Here is a 21,731-nt window from a genome sequence, read left to right as displayed (position 1 = left end):
ATTACGATGTAGTGAAAAATTTTATAGTACGATTTGATACATAAAATCCTCAATAGCCCCCCTAAAACACCTCACTTTTACCTCACATAAAAGAGATTAATAATCTATATATCAAGATATTACATAATTGTAATATTTTTGTAATAAAATAGCACTTATTTCTATTCGAATGAATAATTGATGAACTTTTCACATTTGCAACACTATTTCAAAGAGTGAGAATGTTATCAAATATGGATAATATAGTTAGAGAGGCTCTCCCCAGACTTAAGTCCAAATCGTTGTCTTAACTTATATCGATAATTTTCTACGGTACGTGGGGTAATATTCATAAGTACCGCAATCTCTTTAGAGGCAATACCAAGCTTAATATAGGCAGCAAGTTTCTGTTCTTTCTCTGTAAGATCCGGGTAAATCTCCGTTAATTTCACAATAAAAGAGTGATGAATCTGCTCAAACTCATTGTTAAAGTTTACCCAATGTAGTTCGTTGTGCATGTCCTTATCAATCTGTTTTTGAAGCTGAGATATCTTTCTATTACGAGTAGACAACTCCTTAATATGGGCTATATGGTTTAAACGTTGGTGAATTTCTTGGAGAAAATCATTTTTCTGTGCAATATGTTTAATCAAATTAGACAACTCCTTCTCTTTAAAAGACATCTCTTGTCTTAACTTCTCTTGATTAAAATCGTGCTCCTTCTGCCTAATATCCTCCTCATACTGTTTCATAATCGCTCCATAAGCATGTTTCTGTTTCTTCGACAGTACGATATACATCACTGAAAAAAGCAATAAGAAAAGAAGTAGATAAACCACCTTAGCAATGTCATTTCGATACCATGGAGGAGCAATATTAAAAGAGAAGGTCACTTGATCTGCTTGCACTCCATATCTATTCACGGATCCAATAGATACAGTATAATGTCCATCCGACAAATTTTCAAAATTTCGTACAGACTTATCTGTTAAGATATTGGAAATGGTATCTCCATCACGAAGCATCACCACATTATACTGAATGTTAGAATCATTAAAGTCCGTTGCAGCATATCTCAATCGAAAAGCATTGTTCTTTCGGTAAGGATAATCAGATGCACAGGAAACTGCTTGTTTTACCTTTTTATGAGTACGAATATTATTGATAGGATCTACCATCTCAAAAGCAGTAATATTCAACCTATATTTATAATCAAAATGAAAAGATTGACTTGCATTATAATGGGCAAAACCATCCACGATATTTATAAAAGTATGCTTAGCATCTGGTGTAGTATATACATTTCCAAAGAAATCTACGAGTCTATTGTTAATGGGAACAAAAGGAAAAACAATTCGTTTTCTTGAACCATCCTCAAGTCTTCGAAGAACAGAAACACCTCTCTCTTTAAAGATCCAAAGATTACCACTTTTATCATTTCGTATTTTGGTGGGAAACTGACGTTGCTCAAAATATCTCTCTAGATGCGTATCTCTTCCCACCGTGAGATGTTTCGTATCAATCATAAAGATCCCCAAATGGTTGTATGTCTTAACCTCTCCTTTCTCTTGAAAAAGATTCAATGGATGATCTGTTTTAGCAAATTGCCTATTTTGAATGGTGTCAATACGAGTAAAGGTGGTAAAGGTGGAATCAAAATGTAACTTTAAGATTCCATCCTCTCCTCCTGTAACCCACAAACAATTATCTTTGTCCCACACCAAATTATTTAAAGATTTATTTAGTCCCTCTATACGATGCGAGAAACGCCATCGACGTCCAATTTTACGTAAGACAATCAACCCTTTGTAAGTGCCACCAAGCAACAAATTTGGATGTCCTGAGATAGGCAATATCTTCCACACCCCTACCACCTCTTTGGGAGTAATCAGTTTTGCACCGCTTCCATTTACATAGAACACTCCCAAATCATGTGCAACAAGCACTCCATTCTGCACATTATACACACTCCAATTTTGGCCTTCTGTTCCTTTCACCTTTTTGAAATTCTCTTTTGAGACAGAAGCACCTAAAAGCAGATCCCTATCTACTTTAAAAAGAGCCTGATTCGTTGCCAGATAGAAACTATCACCCGACTTCGTTATATCATATCCAGTACCTATATTATAGTAACTACTAATAAAACTAATTGGATTGTTCAGGTTTACTTTAGCAATTCCATTATCTAAACCACACCAAATATTCTTTTGTCTATCCACAAACAGAGATAAAACTGTGTTATTCTTTAACCCTCTATCTTTGTCCACTACTGTGACCACATCCCCATCAAGGTTGGTTACAATAAGACCTCCTTGTATCGTTCCAAATGCAATCAAACCCTTTGAAAATAGAGTTGCACAGAAAATATTGTTTTGTATTAATCGAGTATTTGCACTTCCCTTCCATGCTGTAATCCCTTGGGAACTCCATAGAAAACAGCCAGATTTATGAGTTCCTATTAATATCTGGTTGTTTGGAAATGCCAACATCGAAGTTACCTTATTGTCCTCTAATAACATTTGGTGTGGAAGTTTGACTAACTTCGTTCCCTGAAGATAGAACAATCCTTTCGCCTCATCAAAGACAAACAATTTTCCATCAACATTAAAAGCTCTTTTAAATCGCGTAAAAGCAGGTATAGAACAAGACAACTGGTCATTCTCATATATAAGTATTGCCTTCTCTGAATGAAATATCACTTGATCCTTAAATGAAAATATTCCCCAAATGTTTTCAATTGCACCAACTTGCTTGGGTAGCTCCAATGCATGATACTGATGTGATGCATCTTTTGTCTCATAGAACCCCAATGATTCAAAACCAGCGATATAAATCCGATCTCCAATAGATTGAACCGCACGAACCAAAGGAATTTTAAAATCACTGATTAGATCCCAATTTTCTCCATCATAACGAATAACTCCTTTATTGTTCCCGATCCATAAGAGATCTCTACTATCTTGAGAAATAGCCCAATTTTGTGTTCCACCTTGATAGTCCGTTTTACTAAAAAAAGAGGTCTCAGGAATTCCCACAACTGTAGCCATTCCTAAAGAGGTCTTCAAAAGAAACGTCCAGAATATTATTTGTATTAGAAGCGTTCTTCTCATATTATCGAATGTTCATTGGTTTGTAAGTCATCAACTAAGTTAATGAATATTAGGCTAAATAAAAAGGTCGAGCGTTCATGTCATACTCCCAAAATCATAATGTATGATATTAATTTTTACTCCAAAACAAGATTCTGTTAATGCTACAACTTTCTATTTCATTATATAACAATTCAGATGACTCTATAGTTTCATGCGAGATAGTTGTTAATAAAACACAATAACGAAACACTATTTTTGAATATTTTACATGATGTCAACATATTTTAATACTGACAATACTAAATTATCAACATCAAAAACTTCATTTTGATACCACGCTTCTCCTCAACAAGATTCCATATTCTGTATCAAATCAAGAGATGAATACCAGAAAATAAATTGCAAGTAGGGGTTATTCTGTTAACGATGAAAAAGGGAATAGATCCAACAAACACGATAGAGGCTCATCATTAAAACCAATGAATGTATCACTTAAAAAGACTTTAAGCTCAATACGAAAAGACCCTTTAAAAATCGAAAAATCTTGCACTACGTGCGAAAACTACAAAATAGAGTTTCAAACTAAAGAAGTTACAGATAACCAAAAACCTATTCAAACTTATATTGGGGACAAAGTAAAGGTTGATATTAAAGTCAAATATAAGCACTTACACACTTGTTCTGAAGATCTACTTTCTCACTCTATTGATCCAGGGAAAAGGTGGATTGAATGGTATTTTCAATATAAACAACCCCTGTTTAATAGTATCATTACTCATGGTTTATTCATACTTGGACCATGGTTTAACCATCAAATCGATGGAGAATCGATGGACAAACCATGGACAAACCATGGACAAACCATGGACAAACCATGGACAAACCATGGACAAACCATGGACAAACCATGGACAAAGTGCCTATGAAACCTTAATGAAATAGCCGATAATAGATAATAGTATCCAATTAGAAAGCACTCAATTCACACGAAAACACTTTAATCATGATCTGAATCAGATTAAAAAACAATCTCATTAAGAGCTACATTAACATAATATTGAGTCCACTCCGAAAACCTTACGCCTAATATAATATATTGTTAATTAAAGTGTTATATTTATGGTATTAAGAACAATAATAATCCAAAATGTTTAAACGTAGTCCTGCCAACAAACAACTAGATATGTTTGATAGTCCCTCAATAATTGAAGGATTACCATCTCGTGCATCAAATATCTATCATGATGACAATCATTGGCACAATCAATTTAGAAAGCTCGTTGTTTATCAGATAAGTGAGGATATTTTTGCGCCGATCTATTGTCAAGATAATGGATGTCCCAACTATCCTATTCGTATTCTTGTTGGTATGATGATTTTGAAAGAAGGTGCTGGTATAAGTGATGAAATGTTGTTTGAAAACTGTCAATTCAATCTACTTTACCGATCAGCGTTAGGACTTTTACATGCTTCTGATTCTATTCCTGCACAATCTACTTATTATAAGTTTAGACAACAAGTAAAAGAATATAATGAGAAGAATGAATCTGATTTATTTGAAGATGTTTTTACACAAATCACTTCTTCTCATATAGAAATACTTGGCATTAAGAGTGATACTATAAGAATGGATAGCAAACTGCTGAATAGCAACATAAAATGGCTTTCTCGATATAGTCTAATACATGAGACATTGTCCTTGTTTCTGACAAAAGGTTGCAATAATTTTAATTTCTCTGATGATCTTAAACCTCATATTTCAGATGTGGTCTCAACAGATGGAGATAAGGTTGTTTATCGCAATTCAACAGATTCAATTAAACAAAAGATCGTGGATCTTGGGATACTCATTTCAAATATTCTTAATGAATATACTGGACCTGCCAATAGTTATTACGATAATCTATTACGTCTATTTAAAGAGCAGTTTTTCAAAGATGATCAGGGAGTTACCACTCCAATAAAAGGAGAAGATTTATCTGCAAAGAACATGCAAACTCCGTTTGATACGGACTGTGATTATAGAAATAAAGCAGGTGATAAATGCAAAGGGTATTCAGCTAATTTGACAGAAGTAGTTGGAGACAATGGACTTCCTAATATCATTACTTCTATACAAGTAGAAAAAGTATCTCATTCGGACACTGCTCATTTTAAGGGATCAATAGAGAGGACACAAGAAGTATTGGGATATAATGTAATAAACATTCATGCAGATGGGGCTTATAATAGTGAGGAAAATCAAGAATATTGTGCAGAAAACAACCAACACCTATATCTACATGCCATACAAGGTAAAGAAGGACGATTTCGGTTTAGTTTAGAGGCACAAGTTCTAAAAGTGTTTGATAATAAGCATCAACGGTATGTTGATTATACAAAATACAAAGGAAAAGATGAGTTAGATAGATATAAAATATATTTAGAAGAAGGCAAGTTTCGCTATTTTAAATTGACTGAGGTTGAGAAAAGTCTTTTAAGGCAAAGAATAAAAGAAACCCCAATAGAAAAGCTTCAAATAAGGAATAATGTAGAAGCGAGTATTTTTCAATTAGGTTTTCATTGTAATGGAAAAAACACTGTCTATAGAGGATTGATAAAACATCAAATGTGGGCAGTAGCTAGATCATTATGGGTGAATTTTGTTCGAATAGTAAAATACTATTCCGAACTAAACATTTCGATGGTCATAAACATGCTTAAATGTAAATTGTGTGATCTTTTTATTGCGAAAATGACTTTATTAGAAAGTGTTATTGTTACTAAGATTCAGATTCAGTTTTGTAGACTAAAAAGTCCCAAAATACGCATAATCCTATAATTCCATAAAAGGGGTTCTCGTGGGGGACTCAATATTATAAATATTGACAAATACCATATTATTTTATAACATAAAACAGATTGATGTTAATTATATTTAACACAATTTGTTAATTTTACAGAACAAACTATTACTCAAAACACGAGTACAATTTATTGTTCGTTCGTGTAAAACAGAATTTATATGATTTTAAAAAAACTACTATCATTTATATTACTACTATCAGTAATATCTCCCATCTCTTTATGGGCCTCTATACTTTCCCCCCCCGAGTTATAGTGGCGGAGATGGAACAAAAGAGAACCCCTACCAAATAGGGAGACTGTTCGACTTACTAATACTTTCAACAAAACCAAAGGATTGGGATAAGCATTTTATTCAAACAGCAGATATCGATGCATCCGATACAAAAAATTGGAATGTCGGAGATGCAGATGGAGATATATATACTCCAGATGAACCCATGGGATTTTCTCCTATTGGAGATGGTTGGTCTGGAAACAGGGACCAACAATTATTTACTGGAAATTATAATGGCGATGGACATGCCATTATAAATCTCTATATTAATAGACCCATTGAGTATTATGTTGGACTTTTTGGAGAAACAGCCAATGGCACCATTAAAAATTTAGCTATTACCAATGCAAGTATTAAGGGCTATAATATTGCAGGTATATTGGCTGGGGAATCGAGTTCAAAGGTCCAAAACTGTTATACCACAGGAGAGGTAAAAGGCAGCAGCGATGTGGGAGGATTTATAGGCGTATGTTACCAAGCACAAAACTGCTACACTACTGCAAAAGTACTTAGTGATACTGGAGATGGTGGTTATATGGGGAATATTATATCTAAAACATTTAAAAAAAGATACGTAAATTGCTTCTTTCTTAATTATAATAAAATTAAACACAACTCCAATCTAAATTATGGGATTCCTCTCACAAAAATGGGCTTAGGAGTGAAATCGAATTACAAAGGGTGGACTATTCTAGAAGATAAAAGACTTAAAGAGGGAGCACCTCCAATTTTAAGACGCATTGACGAAACAAAAGAAGTAGTATGGGTTATGCATCCATATACTATAATAGCATGTAAAATAGTGGTACAAGCTCAAGACAAAAATGGAGGCATGTCACCTGTTGCGAATGCTTCTGTTAAAATTGGGACTACTGAAACGAAAAGTAACAAGGACGGATATGTTTCTTCCCCAGGGATCACAAACTCAACCAATACCATAGAAGTAAGAGCAAGTGGATACCAACTGCAATCGACACAATTTTTTCTAACTAGAGAGTCTAATGTATGTTATATCTCATTAAAAAAGGCATTTGACGGAGGAACAGGTGAAAAAGAGGCTCCTTATCAGATTCAAAACTTAGTCCAACTAAGAAACCTTTCCATCAACACGTGGAATTGGGATAAACATTTTATTCAAACTGCAGATATCGATGCAGAAGACACTCGTAATTGGAATATAGAGGATGGGGATCAAGATCCATATACCAAAGAAGCTCCAATGGGATTCTCCCCTATTGGAGATAGTCGGTCAGGAGATAGACAACATATTCGATTTTCAGGAAGTTATAATGGTGCTGGTTTTACTATTGACAAACTTTACATCTTTAGACCATGGGAATCATATGTTGCTCTTTTTGGTTATACTACAGAAAATAGTTCAATCACCGCTCTAGGCCTTACTGATGCAAATATTACAGGACACTACTACTCTGGGATCATGGCAGGCTTATTTAATGGAAAAGCAGAGAACTGTTTTACTACTGGTAAAGTTGACTGTAGAAGAGAATTTACAGGAGGTTTTATGGGAGAGTGTCAGAATGCAACCAATTGCTACACTACAGCATCTGTTAAAAGTATAGAAAATGATAAAAGTGCACTAGCAAGAGAAGGGTAACTACTCAGCTTCATTTATAGTTTAGCCTCCATTCGCTAAAGAATGGAGGTTCAGAAAATATATAATGTGTAAATTATTTTATTGCCAACTGACCTTAAGATGGTTTTGAGATAACCAATGAGCAATCATTCTCACGACACTCTTTCCTTGTTTTTTAAGTGTATCAACAATAGAGCGTAACATGGCATACCTTTGGGCTCCTTCTTCTGTTCGATAACCTGCAGATACTTTTTGTTTTATTTTAATATTACGTATTGACCTTTCGGATGCATTGTTGTCAAAAGGAACTTCGTAATACTCTAAGAAAGTAAACACACTATCAATCCTTTTAATTAATCGACTCCGTAATGTCTTGATCTCATCTAGCTGATCGTCATACTCGTCATTTTTCAACAGTAATAAAAGCTGTTCTTTAAATATTGATTTTTCTTTTAAAGGATATTGGTTCTTGGCTGATTCTCTCTTTAATTTCATGGCTTTATAGAATATATTCAAAATATCCTCTGCCCAACTGTTATTCGTTTGTTGTTTAATGTAGATTAATTCTCGTTGTAAATGTGCTAAACATAGTTGATAATGTTTGGCTGGAGTTTTTAATTGCGAAGCATAACAGTCACTGACTAAGGTCGCATTAATAAATCCTTTTTTAAAATTTTCTACAACAACTTTATACCCTCTAGACTTATTGGCTGTAATGAATGTTACCTCATGATTTTGCCATACCCACATCCACCCTTTGCCTCCATTGATCTTGCAACCTGTTTCGTCTGAGCCAACTACACTGGATTTGGATATCGATTCACGAAGTGATTCATATAAAGGAGTCATCACCTCTTGGGCTTTATTTAAAATATTAGTAATAGTCCCATCTCCAATTTTAAATGATGTTATCTCTTCCACTAGTGAACCAATACGGTTTAAAGGGATATAATGTTCAACATACAAGCTTACAATTAGTGATCGTAAATGAGAACCGTATTGGACAGGTGCTTTTATATTCGAGGGCATAGAACCTTTGTGTAGTTGACCACAACTGCATCTATTTTCAAAAAGACGATGCTCCGTGCAGATTTGTTCAAGAACAGGTGGTATGTCAAAAACCTGACGTTTGCATAACAAGCTTGCGTCTTCTTGATTTAATGTATTACCACACTGACATGTCGATGGAGGATTATATGACTCTATGCTTGTTGGAAAATCACTCTGTTGTAATGTCGATCCTTTATGGTTGGGTTGACCTCCGGGTTTCCTAGTGGATTTATTTCGAAGTGATTGATTTTTCTTTACTGTATGTAAATCTCTTGAAGGTGGAAAACTACTATTACTACTGTTTTTATGATTACGCGATAGTTTATCTTCTAGATCCTTTACTTTTTCATGAAGCATAGTATTCTCTTGTGACAAAGCTTGAACTCGTGACATCACTCTGTCTAGCTCTTCCTTTAAGGACTCAACCTGCTTCTTTAAAGCTCTATTTTCTTGTTCTAAACAATCAATTGTTCTCATGACTACAAAGATTCATCGATCTTGACAAATTAGAAAATATTATAACAGAAAGTAATCAACAATACGGTCTATTATTATTAACAATCATCACTAAAACAACGTGTTTGGAACTTTTGTGTGATTATTAGACTCAAAAAGAACCTGAGTAGTTACCATTTACTGAGTTCATAACAATTGGGAAGGTTAAATAATAAAATAGCCCACACGAAGGTTCATGCAGGCTACTTTAAGAATTACTTTTTTATTACTAATTAAAAAGTCTAGATCGTTTATTTATAACGAATCACGATAGAATCGAATTATTGTAGTTTCAAGCTTAACTTCAGTCTATACTGAGGGTTCGACCCCTTATTAAATGCGGTATAGAAACCGAAGTCTACCACTTGGAAGATGCCATTTAAGCTATAACCGGCCTCAACATAGTTATCGTAAATACTACTCTTCAGATAGTTAACGGATATCGCCTCTTTGATAAGTGTATTATTTAGACCTGGAAGATATTTAAGCAAAATATATTGTTTAGAGATTCTAGCATAGGCATTAAAATACCATTTATTTTCATTTAAGGCATAATCATCAGCCACCATAAAGCGTCCTTCTGGTTGATCAAAAGGAACAATAGTCACAGGAGACTGATGGGTGTAGAAACTCTTAAATTCGGAGAAATGAGAGACATTCCACATACGACCTCCATTTACAAAGTACTTAAGCTCATCCCCATATCCCAAATCGATTTTTTGAGTAATCGAGGCACTTAGATGACTATATTTACTTGTAGTTTCTAAGAAATCAACTGCAAAATTCTGATTATAATTCACCTCAAAAGTCGGGAAATGCGAATATAAGATCTCTTTTCTCTTATCCTCTTTATCCATACGATAGTACTGTCTTGGAGTATAACGCAAACCGACAGAGAAACCACTTGCTGCAGACTCTTTCAACATATCGTCTGTCACATGCGCATTCACAGGGGTGTTACTTTGATAATTTTCATCTTTTCTAAAGAACGAATAGTTCGTATTGTTGGTTAACTCTTTTCTATTTTCATAATAGATAGAAGACGAGAACTGCAGTCCATTGGCAATATCTATTTCATTGTTTAAAGTAACATGGTCAGAGCCGTAGAAACGACGGAAATTGTCCTTAAAGAATAGCGAAGAGATCTCATCTACAATGGTAGACATTCCTTTGTCTTTCTTAAAGTCAGTAGTAGTAGAACCGATACTCCAAGAGAATTTTCCTCTTTTTTCCCATGCATACTCTTTCTGTCCTGTAAAATCAAAAAGCACTTTTTCTGATTCAAAACCATAACCGGCTCTTAACCTTGTAGAGAATCGAGATGTCGTATTTTCATAACCTATGCCACTCCACAACATAAAACCATCCACAGGATTAAAGTAATTTTCTACCGTAGGAGATATTCCCTCGAAATACAATCTCTGTTTGCCTTCGTTTGCAGAATAAAGATCTAGATAAAGGATAGCATCGAGTGCTTTAGTAAAGGCATTAGACTTCTCCTCTTTTTTCTTTTCTTTTTCCTCTTTGTTCTTATTCTTCTCTAACTGCAAAGTGTTTAGAGAGTCTAATTTGGACATAGCAACCACTTGTGCTTCCGTCAATGGAATCGGGCGATTCACCTCCCAAAAACTATTATCTTTCTTCTTAGCAGTAGAATCCACTTTCATAGAATGATGGCTTACAACCTCTAAAGACTCTTTTTCAGGAAGTTCCCCATTTTCAATCATGGTCTCCTTCTCAATCTCGTCGGAAAGTTTGTCTATTTTTCGTAGGTCACGACGCGAAAGCTTTTCTTTCAACAAAAGTTCGTCTAGTTTCTTCTGTGCTTCAAGAACCTTCTCATTCTCCTGCTTTTGTGCCTCCACTTTTTTGTTTTCAGCATCCACTTTTGCCCAATAATCTTGTAATAATGCAGGCTGTTTGATCCCTTCATTTAAGGCAATATTCTGATATTTCACAGAAGAGATATAATCAAAATCAACTTTTATACCCATAGTCGAAACTTTGAGAGTAATAATCTGTTGTGTTGGCATAAACACATTTTTTTCGACTGCATTATAGGTCTCTTCAATCTTCATTTTACCCCAGAACTGCTCATTCTCCAAACGGACGGAATAGACATCCCAAGTATTATCAAACACTCCAATCTCTCCTGTAAAACAGTTCTTATTCTTATTACGTGGAGTAACACATATTTTATTCACTACTCGATCCCCTACCATAAAATAACCAAGATATTGGAACTTATAAAAAGAGAAAGCTCTAGTAGAGAAAGGGGTAATCAAGTCCCCCTTATCATCGTATATACTTGAGTTAAAAAACTCGATTGGATCAATACTTTTATCCACACCCAGACTTTTTGGAAGAACCATCTTTACTGCCTTCACTGTCTGTTCATAATGATCTGGCTGAGAAAACTTCACATGACTCATACTCTCCTGAGAATAGACATTGCCCTCTTCAAAACCTTTCTCATCATTTACAGATATGGTGCTTGACAATAATTTAGGTATTTTTACAATCGTGAAAGATCCATTCATATAGACATCTGCTTCGTAACTTTTTACAACACGTCTATAATAGGTTCCTAAGGCAATCGCCTTTCGCATAATCGGAATTGCTGGATCTTCCCCATTTGAATATACCTTTACTTCCTGTATCTGGAGTTGTTGAGTCGGAAGAACAATCTTCAGAGGCTCACTTAATGGAACCTTTACGTCGATATTTTTCGTTTTGTAGCCCAAGGAACTGAAAACAATCTGATAAGTTCCTTCATCTAAAGTGTATTCAAAGTGTCCTGTCAAATTCGCACTAGTTCCAACTTTTAGGTTTTTTACGTAAATAGAAGTATAAGGAATAGAATTTCCTTCCTCATCCACTACCTGCCCTTTAAAAGTTTTGCTCTGCGCCCATGAATAACATGACATGAATAATAATAATAACACAAGTAAACTAGATTTTAACCGCATATCAATTAGGTATTGATTTACATTATATTCACACATATTAACAAATATAAACACGAACACTATCTACAAAAAATACTTTTAACACTTTTAACCATCTGTTAACTTACCATTATTTAAAACTCGCGGACTACACTCCCGTATGCTAATCAAAAAACAGGAATAGTGCAAGTAATACAAAAACAGTACACTTAACCCATTTGGTTATATTCCAAAACTTCGGTCTCTCAAGGATATGTGTAACCTTTCCTGATAAAAAAGAGACAGCGCTGAAAGTGATGAAAGATACCATCATAAAAATTACCCCAAGTATAAAAAGCTGACACATCGGCTTCATCCCATCAGGATAGACAAACTGTGGAAGGAAACTGATAAAAAACAGGGACACTTTAGGATTTAGAATATTCATCAATAACCCCTTTCGTACTCTTTGCCATGCAGAATCATCCGAAACATCATGGTTCGAGTCCACTTGAATAGGCTTCTCTTTGGTCGCCAAAAAAGCCAAATAGAGTAGATAGATAGCACCTGCAAACTTCACTCCTTTCAGAGCCCACGGGCTACTAGTTAAAAGGAGGGTTAGTCCCGTTGCAATCGCTGTGGTATGAAATAAAACTCCTAAAGAGAGCCCCATAGATATTTGTGCTCCATTTTTAGCACCTTTAGAAAGGCTCTCTGTTAAAACAAAGATATTGTCAGGACCTGGCATGATGGCCAAAAGAAATGCCGCAGCAACAAAAGATAATATTTGCGATAAAAACATAGTGCAACAAAATTTGAATTTACAATCATTTTTTACCCCTTAATAATAAATAAGGAGGCATAATCCTGGCAAATTAGTACAAATAAAAATATCTCAACTCATGGGAAATCTAAATGCAAATAAAATGGTTTTAATTGACAACTTTTTTTTGTTTTAGATACGATATCCTTAGATTTGTTCATATACATATGCCTTATATGTCTACTCGAATTAAACAATGATTACAAAAAGATAGATGAAAAAATCAATTTTACTATTTCTTAAAGGTCTGGCTATGGGAGCTGCCAATGTAATCCCAGGAGTAAGTGGAGGTACAATTGCGCTACTTACAGGGATCTTTAATCCAATCATCGATGCAATAAAGAATGTCAATGCAACCACTTTAAAAATGTTCTTTACTGGGGATTTCAAAGGGTTTGCAGAACAAGTCAATTTAAAGTTACTTGTTCCTGTATTCTTAGGGATATTTGTTAGTTTGATCACACTCGCCAAGCTATTCAAATTCTTATTTGCTGCGTATCCAATATATATTTGGTCGTTCTTTTTTGGATTAATACTAGCAAGTGTCTTCTTCGTAGCTAGAACGATACACAAATATAATCTATCCACTGTAGTCGCTTTTGGAATAGGAACAGCTATCGCGCTATCCATATCTCTCATGACCCCAGCAGGTGAGAATAGTGGCTTTCTATATCTTATCCTTTGTGGTATTATTGCTGCATGTAGTATGATACTTCCGGGATTATCAGGATCTTTTGTACTTATATTGATGGGAAATTATGAACTAGTGATGATTCGTTCAATTAGTAATCTAGATATGGGTATTCTTTTACCTGTAGTCATTGGAGCTGTAATCGGTCTAATTGCTTTCTCCCATCTACTATCATGGGTATTTAAGAAACATCATGACCATACCATTGCAACCCTTTCTGGATTTATCTTAGGGTCTCTTTGTATCTTATGGCCATGGAAAGAGAATATCTACAAATTGGGATCTAATGGAGAGGTCTTAATTAAAAAGAGTGGAGAAAAGGTTATCGAAGGATATCAATGGTTAATGCCTGATGTCATGACTACAGAGTTTATGATTGCCACAACATGTATGATTGCAGGAATTCTCTCTATTGTCATTCTAGAAAAATTAGCAGGAAGTGTAAACGATTAAATAAGAAGATGAAAAAATACGGTTTGTTAGGATTCCCCCTTTCGCACTCCTTTTCAAAAGGGTACTTTACAGAGAAGTTTGAAACAGAAAAGATTGATGCAGGTTATCAAAATTTTGAATTGCCTAAGGCAGAGCAGATCATCCATGAATTGAACAATGACACATCGATTCATGGACTGAATGTTACCATTCCACACAAACAATCCATCATGCCACTTCTTGATGGCATTTCTCAGGAGGCCCAAGAAATAGGGGCAGTAAATGTGGTAAAAGTAGATCATATTGGTGAAGATAAGTTTTCCCTTAAAGGATATAACACTGACGTTCATGGTTTTTCTGAATCCATTAAACCATTACTTCAGTTACATCATAAAAAGGCTTTGATATTAGGAACAGGAGGAGCATCGAAGGCTGTATTCTATGGTCTTAAAAGGATAGGGATCGCTCCAACTTATGTTTCTCGAAAAGCATCTGAAGGCATTCTGTCTTATGAGCAACTCAGCGAATCGATTATGAAAGAGCATACGGTGATTGTAAATGCGACCCCATTAGGGACCTTTCCAAAAGACGAAACGTGTCCTGATATTCCCTACCATCTGATTACAGATCAACACTTACTTTTTGATCTGGTTTATAACCCCGCAGAGACACTATTTATGAAACGAGGTATTTCACAAGGAGCAGTGGTAAAAAATGGGTTGGAAATGTTACACTTACAAGCTGAAGAGGCTTGGACTATTTGGAATAGATAGATGAATAGAACCCAAAAGATAGGATATATTCGAGGGCTACAAATATTTCTTTTTGTAGCCTTTCTTTTTATTGTTGCTCCTGTTGCAAAGGCACAATATAAATCCCAAAAATCGTCCGCTAAGAAGCATTACAAACAAGCCCTTGAGAGTTATTATAATAGAAACTATAAGAAGTCTCTCTTCTATCTTAAAAAAGCAACGAAAAGTGATCCGAAGTGGATCTCTCCATACCTACTTACCTCAGAGGTGTACTACTATTTAAAGAATGATTCTGGTCAAAGAGAAGCTTTAACTCAGGCAACGAGAATAGATAAAGAGCATCGATATCCTAAAATATACCTAAGTCTTGCTAATTTAGATAAATCACAACACCATTTTGAAAAGGCTATAGAAAACTACAATAGATATCTAGAGCATACGCAAGAGAGCGACTCATTATTTCTTGACGAGGTTCATCTACGTCTTGAGTCTTGCCGATTTACCATTGAAGCGATGAAAAATCCAGTGCCCTTCTCCCCTTTTTCTATTGGCGAAGGAATCAATACAGAAGAAGATGAATATTGGCCAAGTATTAGCATGGATGAGTCGACAATGGTATTTACTCGCCTATTAAAAACAGACCCCAATTCAAAACAAAGATATGCGATTCCTCAAGAAGACTTTTACGAATCTAAAGTAGATGGAGATCATTGGGGACAGTCTCAAAATATGGGGTTTCCCATTAATACTCCAGACAACGAAGGAGCACAATGTATCTCAGCAGATGGAAGACTTCTCTTCTTTACCGCCTGTAATAGAGTCGGAGGGCGTGGTAGTTGCGACATATATCTCTCACTAAAGACAGCTGATAATCAATGGTCATCACCTATCAACCTAGGAGGCCCTGTAAACACAGCTGGATGGGAATCACAACCCTCCATTAGTGCAGATGGACGGTTTCTTTTCTTTGTGAGTAACCGAAAAGAGAGCTTAGGAAAAACAGATATATACAGAGCAGAACGTACTGGATACGATAAATATGGACGCCCTATCTTTGGAAAAGTTTCTCCATTAAATAATAAAGCCAATACTCGTTACAAAGAGACTTCTCCATTTATACATCCAGATGGAACTACACTCTACTTCTCCTCGGATGGTTGGCCAAGTATTGGAGAGAGCGATATCTATGTAGCTCAGCTAAACGATAAAAAAGAGGTAATCTCCTGCAAGAATATTGGATATCCAATCAACACGTTTCAAAATGATGAAGCTTTTGTAGTGGGAGCTACAGGTAATTTTGCCTATTTTGTGAGTGACAGAGATAAAATGATGGGAAAAGACATCTATGCGTTTCCTCTAAAAACAGCCAAACCTAATCCCGTTTCATTTGTAAAAGGTAAAGTGATTGATGCAGATACAAAAAAACCATTACGAGCCAATATTGTTCTCACGGAGATGTTAGAAGGGGCCAAAGAAGCAGAACTAGCTTCTTGGAGAGATAATGGTGAGTTTATGGTGAGTCTACCACTAAAAAATAATTATCGCTTTACATCTGAAACCAAAGGATATCTCTTCTACTCAGAAAACTTCAATCTAACCAAGAGAAGCAGTATGGGTAAACCGTTTGAGATCACCATTGCCATGCATAAGTTAAAGAAAGGGGCCACCACCATTCTCAATAATATCTTCTTTAAAGTCAACTCCTACGAACTAGACCACATAAGCTATTGTGAATTGGATTACGTCTATAGCTTTCTTCAAGAGAATGAAAAATTAAGTGTGGAAATTGGAGGACATACAGATTCTATGGGTTCTTTGGATCTAAACAAACAACTATCGATCAATAGAGCCCGAGTTGTTAGAGACTATTTGATAGGCAAAGGAATAGATCAATCAAGGATCACTTTTGAAGGATATGGTTACAGTAAACCGATCGCTTCAAACAAAACAGTAGATGGCAGACAACAAAACAGAAGAACCGAATTAAAAGTCATACAAATGTAAATAATTTGAAATATTGTTATAAAGATTCACATATATACTATAAAATATAGATTATCTAATAGTTTTGTCACGGTTTTCAACATCGGGGAAAAAATGAACTGTTGTAAGCTATTTTTGTTTAAAAAGAAAGTTATTGTTGTTTTATTATTTTATTTAAGTTATGAGAAAAAGCCTATATGTACTGTTAATTTGTTTATGTGTCTCTTTTATGGCAACAGCACAAGAACATAGCAATAGCCACCAACACGAAGAAGAGGGACGTCACTCTCTTGCGCTCTATACTGGTTTTACACATAATGCTGGATCCTACTTCTCTGAAGAGACAAAGGAGAAAAGTACTGGAAGATGGGTACCTACAATAGGTTTGGATTACTACTATACTTTAAACCACAAATGGGATATTGGTGCGATGACCGACCTTGAGCTAGAAGAGTACTATGTAGACGAAGAGGAGGGTGCAAGAACTTACGAAAGAACAAATGCTTGGGCATTTATTGCAGTTGCTAAATATAAGCCAATTGAAGGATTAGGAATATTTTTTGGACCAGGTATTGAATTTGAGTTTAAGAAAGATATCAAGACAGAATCGCTTTTCGTCGCTAAAATTGGTGTAGAGTACGAAGTGCCAATTAAAAACGGCTGGGCTATTGCTCCATCTTTAATCTATGATTACAAGTATAGCAAAGATCTTAAGTTTAGTGCATTCTCTTATGGATTCTCCATAGGAAAACGTTTCTAAATATAGCGACAAATAAAAAGAGCACTTTCGATAAAGTGCTCTTTTTATCTATAAAAATATAATCATACTGAAAATCGATTCTCTACCATAAATTTATAGTAAACACAGAGGCACGATACCTCTTATCTTTTAGTGCTGCATTAAAATGTAGTTTCTTTAAGTTAGAACTCACTAATTTTTCAAATTCTTTTGATACATCTTGATTGAAATGAAAACAGATCGGCTTACCTGAATCAGTGAGTAAAATATCAACATCCAAGTATTGGTACTCCCTCAAAGCAACAATTCTTTTGATAAACTCAATTCTTTTCATATCTTCTTTCTTTACCTCAGGGGGGATATCCCAATAATCATTCGCTATATTTAGAGACTTATATTTAAGAAATTGTTTGTCACAATATCCCGTTTTACTTTGCCCCAAACACACAAAAAAAGAACTGAGTAAAAGTGTGAAGGTAATCAAGTATCTTTTCTTCAATAATATCATTGTCCAGCTATTTCATCATTATACTGTTGTAAATATAACTATTTATAGATTGTTTTATTATGAATAAACACCAATACATTTATCATAATCACATATATAGAAACACAAAACACACTACTTCAACAAGATACCTATTAATGTTTTTTAATATTTAAATCTATCCTACAAAATACAACTTCTAAAAATGGTATCTAAACTTCTCTATCCAACATATGATAGAACTAAGAAAAAATGAATTTTATTCCCATTTGAAAGACAATAATAGAGGTATGCTCTTCTTTATAAAGCAGTCTATAATCCAATATAATATGAACCTTATCTAAAATATATATCCTTCGATAAAGAGATTCAATACCCATGTGAAATAAACTCAAAGTCCCCGTCAATAGATATTCCCTAGCGATACTTTTTCAAGACGAAATATTCTTTCACCAAAACAAGACAAGTCAGAATAATAAAATGGAAAGGTTTCTATTGAAACGAAGGAACAAAACAGAAATTGAGTAAAGAGAATATCCCAATTAATTATAACTTTGGAGAATAGAGAACCACATATTCGGTATTGAAAGTTATGAGTATTACTACAAACATCACAGAAGTAAAAGCACTTCTTCCAGACACTGTAACCCTTGTTGCTGTATCAAAAACCAAGCCCATAGAGATGCTTCAAGAGGCTTACAATGCAGGAGTTCGGATATTCGGTGAGAATAAGGTGCAAGAGATGTGTCAAAAGCAAGAGATCTTACCTAAGGATATCGAATGGCATATGATTGGACATCTTCAGTCAAACAAAGTAAAATATATTGCACCATTTGTCTCTCTTATCCATTCAGTAGATAGTTTAAAGCTACTAAATACGATTAATAAAGAGTCAATAAAAAACAATAGACAAATTGACGTATTGCTTCAAATACATATTGCAGAGGAAGAGAGTAAATTTGGTTTGACTCCGAGTGAATTAACCACACTACTTCAATCAGAGCAATTCCACACCATGGAAAATATTCGTATTGTCGGCTTAATGGGAATGGCAACAAACACTGCAGACACGAGTAAACTTGAATTAGAGTTCAAAGAGCTAAAATCATTTTTTAACGAGACAAAGAGAACATTTTTCCCAAACAATGATTATTTTGGTACGCTATCCATGGGGATGTCATCAGACTTTCAACAAGCGATTGCGTGTGGAAGCACCATGGTTCGAATAGGTAGCACTATTTTTGGTAGAAGAAACTAAATAAGATATAAAACAAAACATACAATAATATGACAAAATTATCATGTGAATACATGGGCCTTTCGCTTAAAAGCCCTTTTGTCGTTGCAAGCTCAGGACTAACACAGTCAGTAGACAAAATGAAAGAATTTGAAGCAAACGGTGCTTCTGCCATCATCGTAAAATCTCTTTTTGAAGAACAGATACGAAACGAAGTGCATCACATTACCAAAAAAGAAGCACACAATAATTCTTATCCTGAAGCCCAAGAGTATATTCACGAGTATACAAGAAAAAATACTTTAGAGAAACATATAAACATTATTTCAAAAGCAAAGGAAGCACTAGAAATACCTGTTATTGCAAGCATTAGCTGTATCACCAACAAAGAGTGGGAAGAAGTTGCAAAAAAGGTAGAAGAAGCTGGAGCAGATGCAATCGAAATTAATGCGTTTATTATTCCTACAGATAGAAATCAAACGTCTGAAGAGATAGAGAAGCGTTATATAGAGATACTTAAGACAGTGAAAAGTGCTACAAACCTACCTATTGGAATGAAAATTGGTTCTAACTTCACCAATATTGTTCGTATGGTGGATCAATTGAAGGCATATGGAGCAACTTCTGTAACCCTATTTAACCGATTCTATGAACCAGATATCGATATTGAAACAATGAATATTGTATCTAGTGAGATTTTCAGCAACTCTTCTGAATTGAGAAAATCACTTCGCTGGGTTGGTATTGTATCTGGCTATGTTGAAGGAATAGATATAGCAGCTTCCACAGGTATCCATAATGGTGAAGATGTCATTAAGCAGCTACTTGCTGGCGCAACTGTCACACAGATGTGTTCAACACTTTATATTCATGGAGCCCAAAAGCTAAGTGAAATAGAGTCTACGCTTACCTCTTGGATGGAGAAATGGAACTTTAATAATATAAATGAGTTTAGAGGTCGTCTTTCTAGTAATCCTGAGATGGACCAACAACTTTTTGAGAGGGCTCAATTCATGAAGTACTTCTCAGATCATATTTAATGTCGATCAAAAAGATTATAAAGACTACTTGGTTCTCGAGTAGTCTTTTTTATACTTCTCATTCTCCTCTTCTCCATGTAAATAAAAGAGGTTTTATCCTCTAAAATATACCTCAATAGAGCTTACTCACTTTTCGGGACAGTGCAACCCCTTATTAAAAATTAAGCCAAACAAATTTTCACTCCTCACTTTCATAGTAACTTCCGTTACCCTTTAGATACCCTTCCTTTACCCTTTGGTTACTCTAAGGGGATCGCGAAATAAAAGTAAATAAACCACTTTAAAAACCTGTATATCTGCATATTACAAGAATAATACAAAAACTTTATTTTTCAATCTATGAAACTACAATGAAACAATATATACTACTTGTTACATCTTTTTAACCACAAGTAATTCCACGATATAGATCATTAAATCATAGACACTCCATAAAATCAAATATTTGCCTACACTTAAAGGTACGAAATTATATAACTCTCAAAAAAAAATGACACATCCAAAATCTACTTAACCTCACTTTTTGATTATATATTCACGATCCCATTTTACTCCTCATAATTCCAAAATAACAAACACTTTTTTACTTCACGCTCCCAATTATTCAGTCAAACATTTCCACATACCTCTCCATCTCTAAATAGACTTTTTTACTCCTCATAAAATATCATAAACTCCCCCATCTCTAAATGTTCTATTTTAATCCAAAAAAAGACACCTCAAAAAACATCAGAAAAACATCATTTAGACCTCAAAAAACATAGTCTAAAAATCCACTATCTAGACTAAATAAAAAATGCAAAAATGATAGATGTAGTATAAAGGGTAATAAGGGAATAAATCCTTATTTAGAATTGACGATTTTAGCCACTGTTTTTTTTCCTTATTTTTTTAGGATTTAAGTATTAGGTTTTACACGTAGCGTACAGTTCAAGTAGTCAACTTGTAGTATCCTATTGTTGCTTCATTTTGACCGCCGCCCATGGTATGTCAATTTTAACCTTCAATCACTGTCTCCACCCTTGACATCTTCATTATTGAGGCTTCGATCATTAAACACTTTATTCCTCTTTCATCAATCATCCTATTGTTGCTTCATTTTGACCGCCGCCCATGGTATGTCAATTTTAACCTTCAATCACTGCCTCCACCCTTGACATCTTCATTATTGAGGCTTCAATCATTAAACACTTTATTCCTCTTTCAACAATCATCCTATTGTTGCTTCATTTTGACCGCCGCCCATGGAATATCAATTCGACCTTCAATATCTGTCTTCATCCTTGAAA

General features: G+C 34.8%; 14 protein-coding genes. 9 read left to right on the top strand and 5 right to left on the bottom strand.

Annotated features, from left to right (window positions below; translation table 11 throughout):
- Positions 1 to 227: 227 nt before the first annotated feature.
- Positions 228 to 3,089, bottom strand: coding sequence for a LuxR C-terminal-related transcriptional regulator (locus tag K4L44_04470; protein ID QZE15088.1), 2,862 nt, complete (start codon positions 3,087 to 3,089; stop codon positions 228 to 230).
- Between the two features lie 461 nt (positions 3,090 to 3,550).
- On the opposite strand from K4L44_04470, the gene K4L44_04465 reads away from it, so the two are divergent.
- The 3 genes from K4L44_04465 to K4L44_04455 all read left to right on the top strand — a co-directional run bounded on the left by K4L44_04465 (position 3,551) and on the right by K4L44_04455 (position 7,807).
- Entirely contained in the window at positions 3,551 to 3,997 is a 447-nt protein-coding gene (locus K4L44_04465; protein ID QZE15087.1) for a hypothetical protein, read from the top strand.
- A 221-nt stretch (positions 3,998 to 4,218) separates the two neighbouring features.
- Complete coding sequence (locus tag K4L44_04460) at positions 4,219 to 5,892, top strand: transposase (GenBank protein QZE15086.1); 1,674 nt, start codon at positions 4,219 to 4,221, stop codon at positions 5,890 to 5,892.
- 463 nt (positions 5,893 to 6,355) lie between these two features.
- Positions 6,356 to 7,807, top strand: a complete 1,452-nt coding sequence (locus K4L44_04455) for a hypothetical protein (GenBank protein QZE15085.1) — start codon at positions 6,356 to 6,358, stop codon at positions 7,805 to 7,807.
- A gap of 78 nt (positions 7,808 to 7,885) precedes the next feature.
- Here K4L44_04455 and K4L44_04450 read toward each other — a convergent pair whose 3' ends face one another.
- From K4L44_04450 to K4L44_04440, 3 genes are all read right to left on the bottom strand, one after another.
- On the bottom strand, positions 7,886 to 9,313 hold the full coding sequence (locus K4L44_04450; GenBank protein QZE15084.1) for an IS66 family transposase: 1,428 nt from the start codon (positions 9,311 to 9,313) through the stop codon (positions 7,886 to 7,888).
- A 299-nt stretch (positions 9,314 to 9,612) separates the two neighbouring features.
- Positions 9,613 to 12,276: a DUF5686 and carboxypeptidase regulatory-like domain-containing protein gene (locus K4L44_04445; GenBank protein QZE15083.1), complete on the bottom strand. Its 2,664-nt coding sequence runs from the start codon at positions 12,274 to 12,276 to the stop codon at positions 9,613 to 9,615.
- 166 nt (positions 12,277 to 12,442) lie between these two features.
- Positions 12,443 to 13,060, bottom strand: coding sequence for a LysE family translocator (locus K4L44_04440; GenBank protein QZE15082.1), 618 nt, complete (start codon positions 13,058 to 13,060; stop codon positions 12,443 to 12,445).
- Positions 13,061 to 13,295: 235 nt separating this feature from the next.
- Between K4L44_04440 and K4L44_04435 the strand changes: the two genes are divergently transcribed.
- The 4 genes from K4L44_04435 (at position 13,296) to K4L44_04420 (ending at position 17,699) form a co-directional block, all read left to right on the top strand.
- Entirely contained in the window at positions 13,296 to 14,225 is a 930-nt protein-coding gene (locus K4L44_04435; protein ID QZE15081.1) for a DUF368 domain-containing protein, read from the top strand.
- A gap of 8 nt (positions 14,226 to 14,233) precedes the next feature.
- Complete coding sequence (locus K4L44_04430) at positions 14,234 to 14,977, top strand: shikimate dehydrogenase (GenBank protein QZE15080.1); 744 nt, start codon at positions 14,234 to 14,236, stop codon at positions 14,975 to 14,977.
- Complete coding sequence (locus tag K4L44_04425; GenBank protein ID QZE15079.1) at positions 14,978 to 16,960, top strand: OmpA family protein; 1,983 nt, start codon at positions 14,978 to 14,980, stop codon at positions 16,958 to 16,960. It begins immediately after the preceding gene.
- A 208-nt stretch (positions 16,961 to 17,168) separates the two neighbouring features.
- Positions 17,169 to 17,699, top strand: coding sequence for a transporter (locus tag K4L44_04420; protein ID QZE15078.1), 531 nt, complete (start codon positions 17,169 to 17,171; stop codon positions 17,697 to 17,699).
- An 82-nt stretch (positions 17,700 to 17,781) separates the two neighbouring features.
- Here K4L44_04420 and K4L44_04415 read toward each other — a convergent pair whose 3' ends face one another.
- A complete protein-coding gene (locus K4L44_04415; protein QZE15077.1) occupies positions 17,782 to 18,012 on the bottom strand; it encodes a hypothetical protein in 231 nt (76 codons plus the stop codon).
- A 745-nt stretch (positions 18,013 to 18,757) separates the two neighbouring features.
- Between K4L44_04415 and K4L44_04410 the strand changes: the two genes are divergently transcribed.
- Entirely contained in the window at positions 18,758 to 19,423 is a 666-nt protein-coding gene (locus K4L44_04410; protein ID QZE15076.1) for a YggS family pyridoxal phosphate-dependent enzyme, read from the top strand.
- A 29-nt stretch (positions 19,424 to 19,452) separates the two neighbouring features.
- The gene (locus K4L44_04405; protein QZE15075.1) at positions 19,453 to 20,442 is read left to right on the top strand and encodes a dihydroorotate dehydrogenase-like protein; all 990 of its coding nucleotides are present in this window, start codon (positions 19,453 to 19,455) and stop codon (positions 20,440 to 20,442) included.
- Positions 20,443 to 21,731: the final 1,289 nt, after the last annotated feature.

The organism is Prolixibacteraceae bacterium (genome assembly GCA_019720755.1).
Classification (GTDB): domain Bacteria; phylum Bacteroidota; class Bacteroidia; order Bacteroidales; family Prolixibacteraceae; genus Halosquirtibacter; species Halosquirtibacter laminarini.
Note: the sequence above shows the minus strand (reverse complement) of the source record. Positions and strands in the feature narration are given on the sequence as shown.

Excerpts from the sequence above, each read along its gene's own strand:
- K4L44_04470 (QZE15088.1), bottom strand. The coding sequence starts at position 3,089 with ATGAGAAGAACGCTTCTAATACAAATAATATTCTGGACGTTTCTTTTG.
- K4L44_04465 (QZE15087.1), top strand. The coding sequence starts at position 3,551 with ATGAATGTATCACTTAAAAAGACTTTAAGCTCAATACGAAAAGACCCT.
- K4L44_04460 (QZE15086.1), top strand. The coding sequence starts at position 4,219 with ATGTTTAAACGTAGTCCTGCCAACAAACAACTAGATATGTTTGATAGT.
- K4L44_04455 (QZE15085.1), top strand. The coding sequence starts at position 6,356 with ATGGGATTTTCTCCTATTGGAGATGGTTGGTCTGGAAACAGGGACCAA.
- K4L44_04450 (QZE15084.1), bottom strand. The coding sequence starts at position 9,313 with ATGAGAACAATTGATTGTTTAGAACAAGAAAATAGAGCTTTAAAGAAG.
- K4L44_04440 (QZE15082.1), bottom strand. The coding sequence starts at position 13,060 with ATGTTTTTATCGCAAATATTATCTTTTGTTGCTGCGGCATTTCTTTTG.
- K4L44_04435 (QZE15081.1), top strand. The coding sequence starts at position 13,296 with ATGAAAAAATCAATTTTACTATTTCTTAAAGGTCTGGCTATGGGAGCT.
- K4L44_04430 (QZE15080.1), top strand. The coding sequence starts at position 14,234 with ATGAAAAAATACGGTTTGTTAGGATTCCCCCTTTCGCACTCCTTTTCA.
- K4L44_04425 (QZE15079.1), top strand. The coding sequence starts at position 14,978 with ATGAATAGAACCCAAAAGATAGGATATATTCGAGGGCTACAAATATTT.
- K4L44_04420 (QZE15078.1), top strand. The coding sequence starts at position 17,169 with ATGGCAACAGCACAAGAACATAGCAATAGCCACCAACACGAAGAAGAG.
- K4L44_04415 (QZE15077.1), bottom strand. The coding sequence starts at position 18,012 with ATGAAAAGAATTGAGTTTATCAAAAGAATTGTTGCTTTGAGGGAGTAC.
- K4L44_04410 (QZE15076.1), top strand. The coding sequence starts at position 18,758 with ATGAGTATTACTACAAACATCACAGAAGTAAAAGCACTTCTTCCAGAC.
- K4L44_04405 (QZE15075.1), top strand. The coding sequence starts at position 19,453 with ATGACAAAATTATCATGTGAATACATGGGCCTTTCGCTTAAAAGCCCT.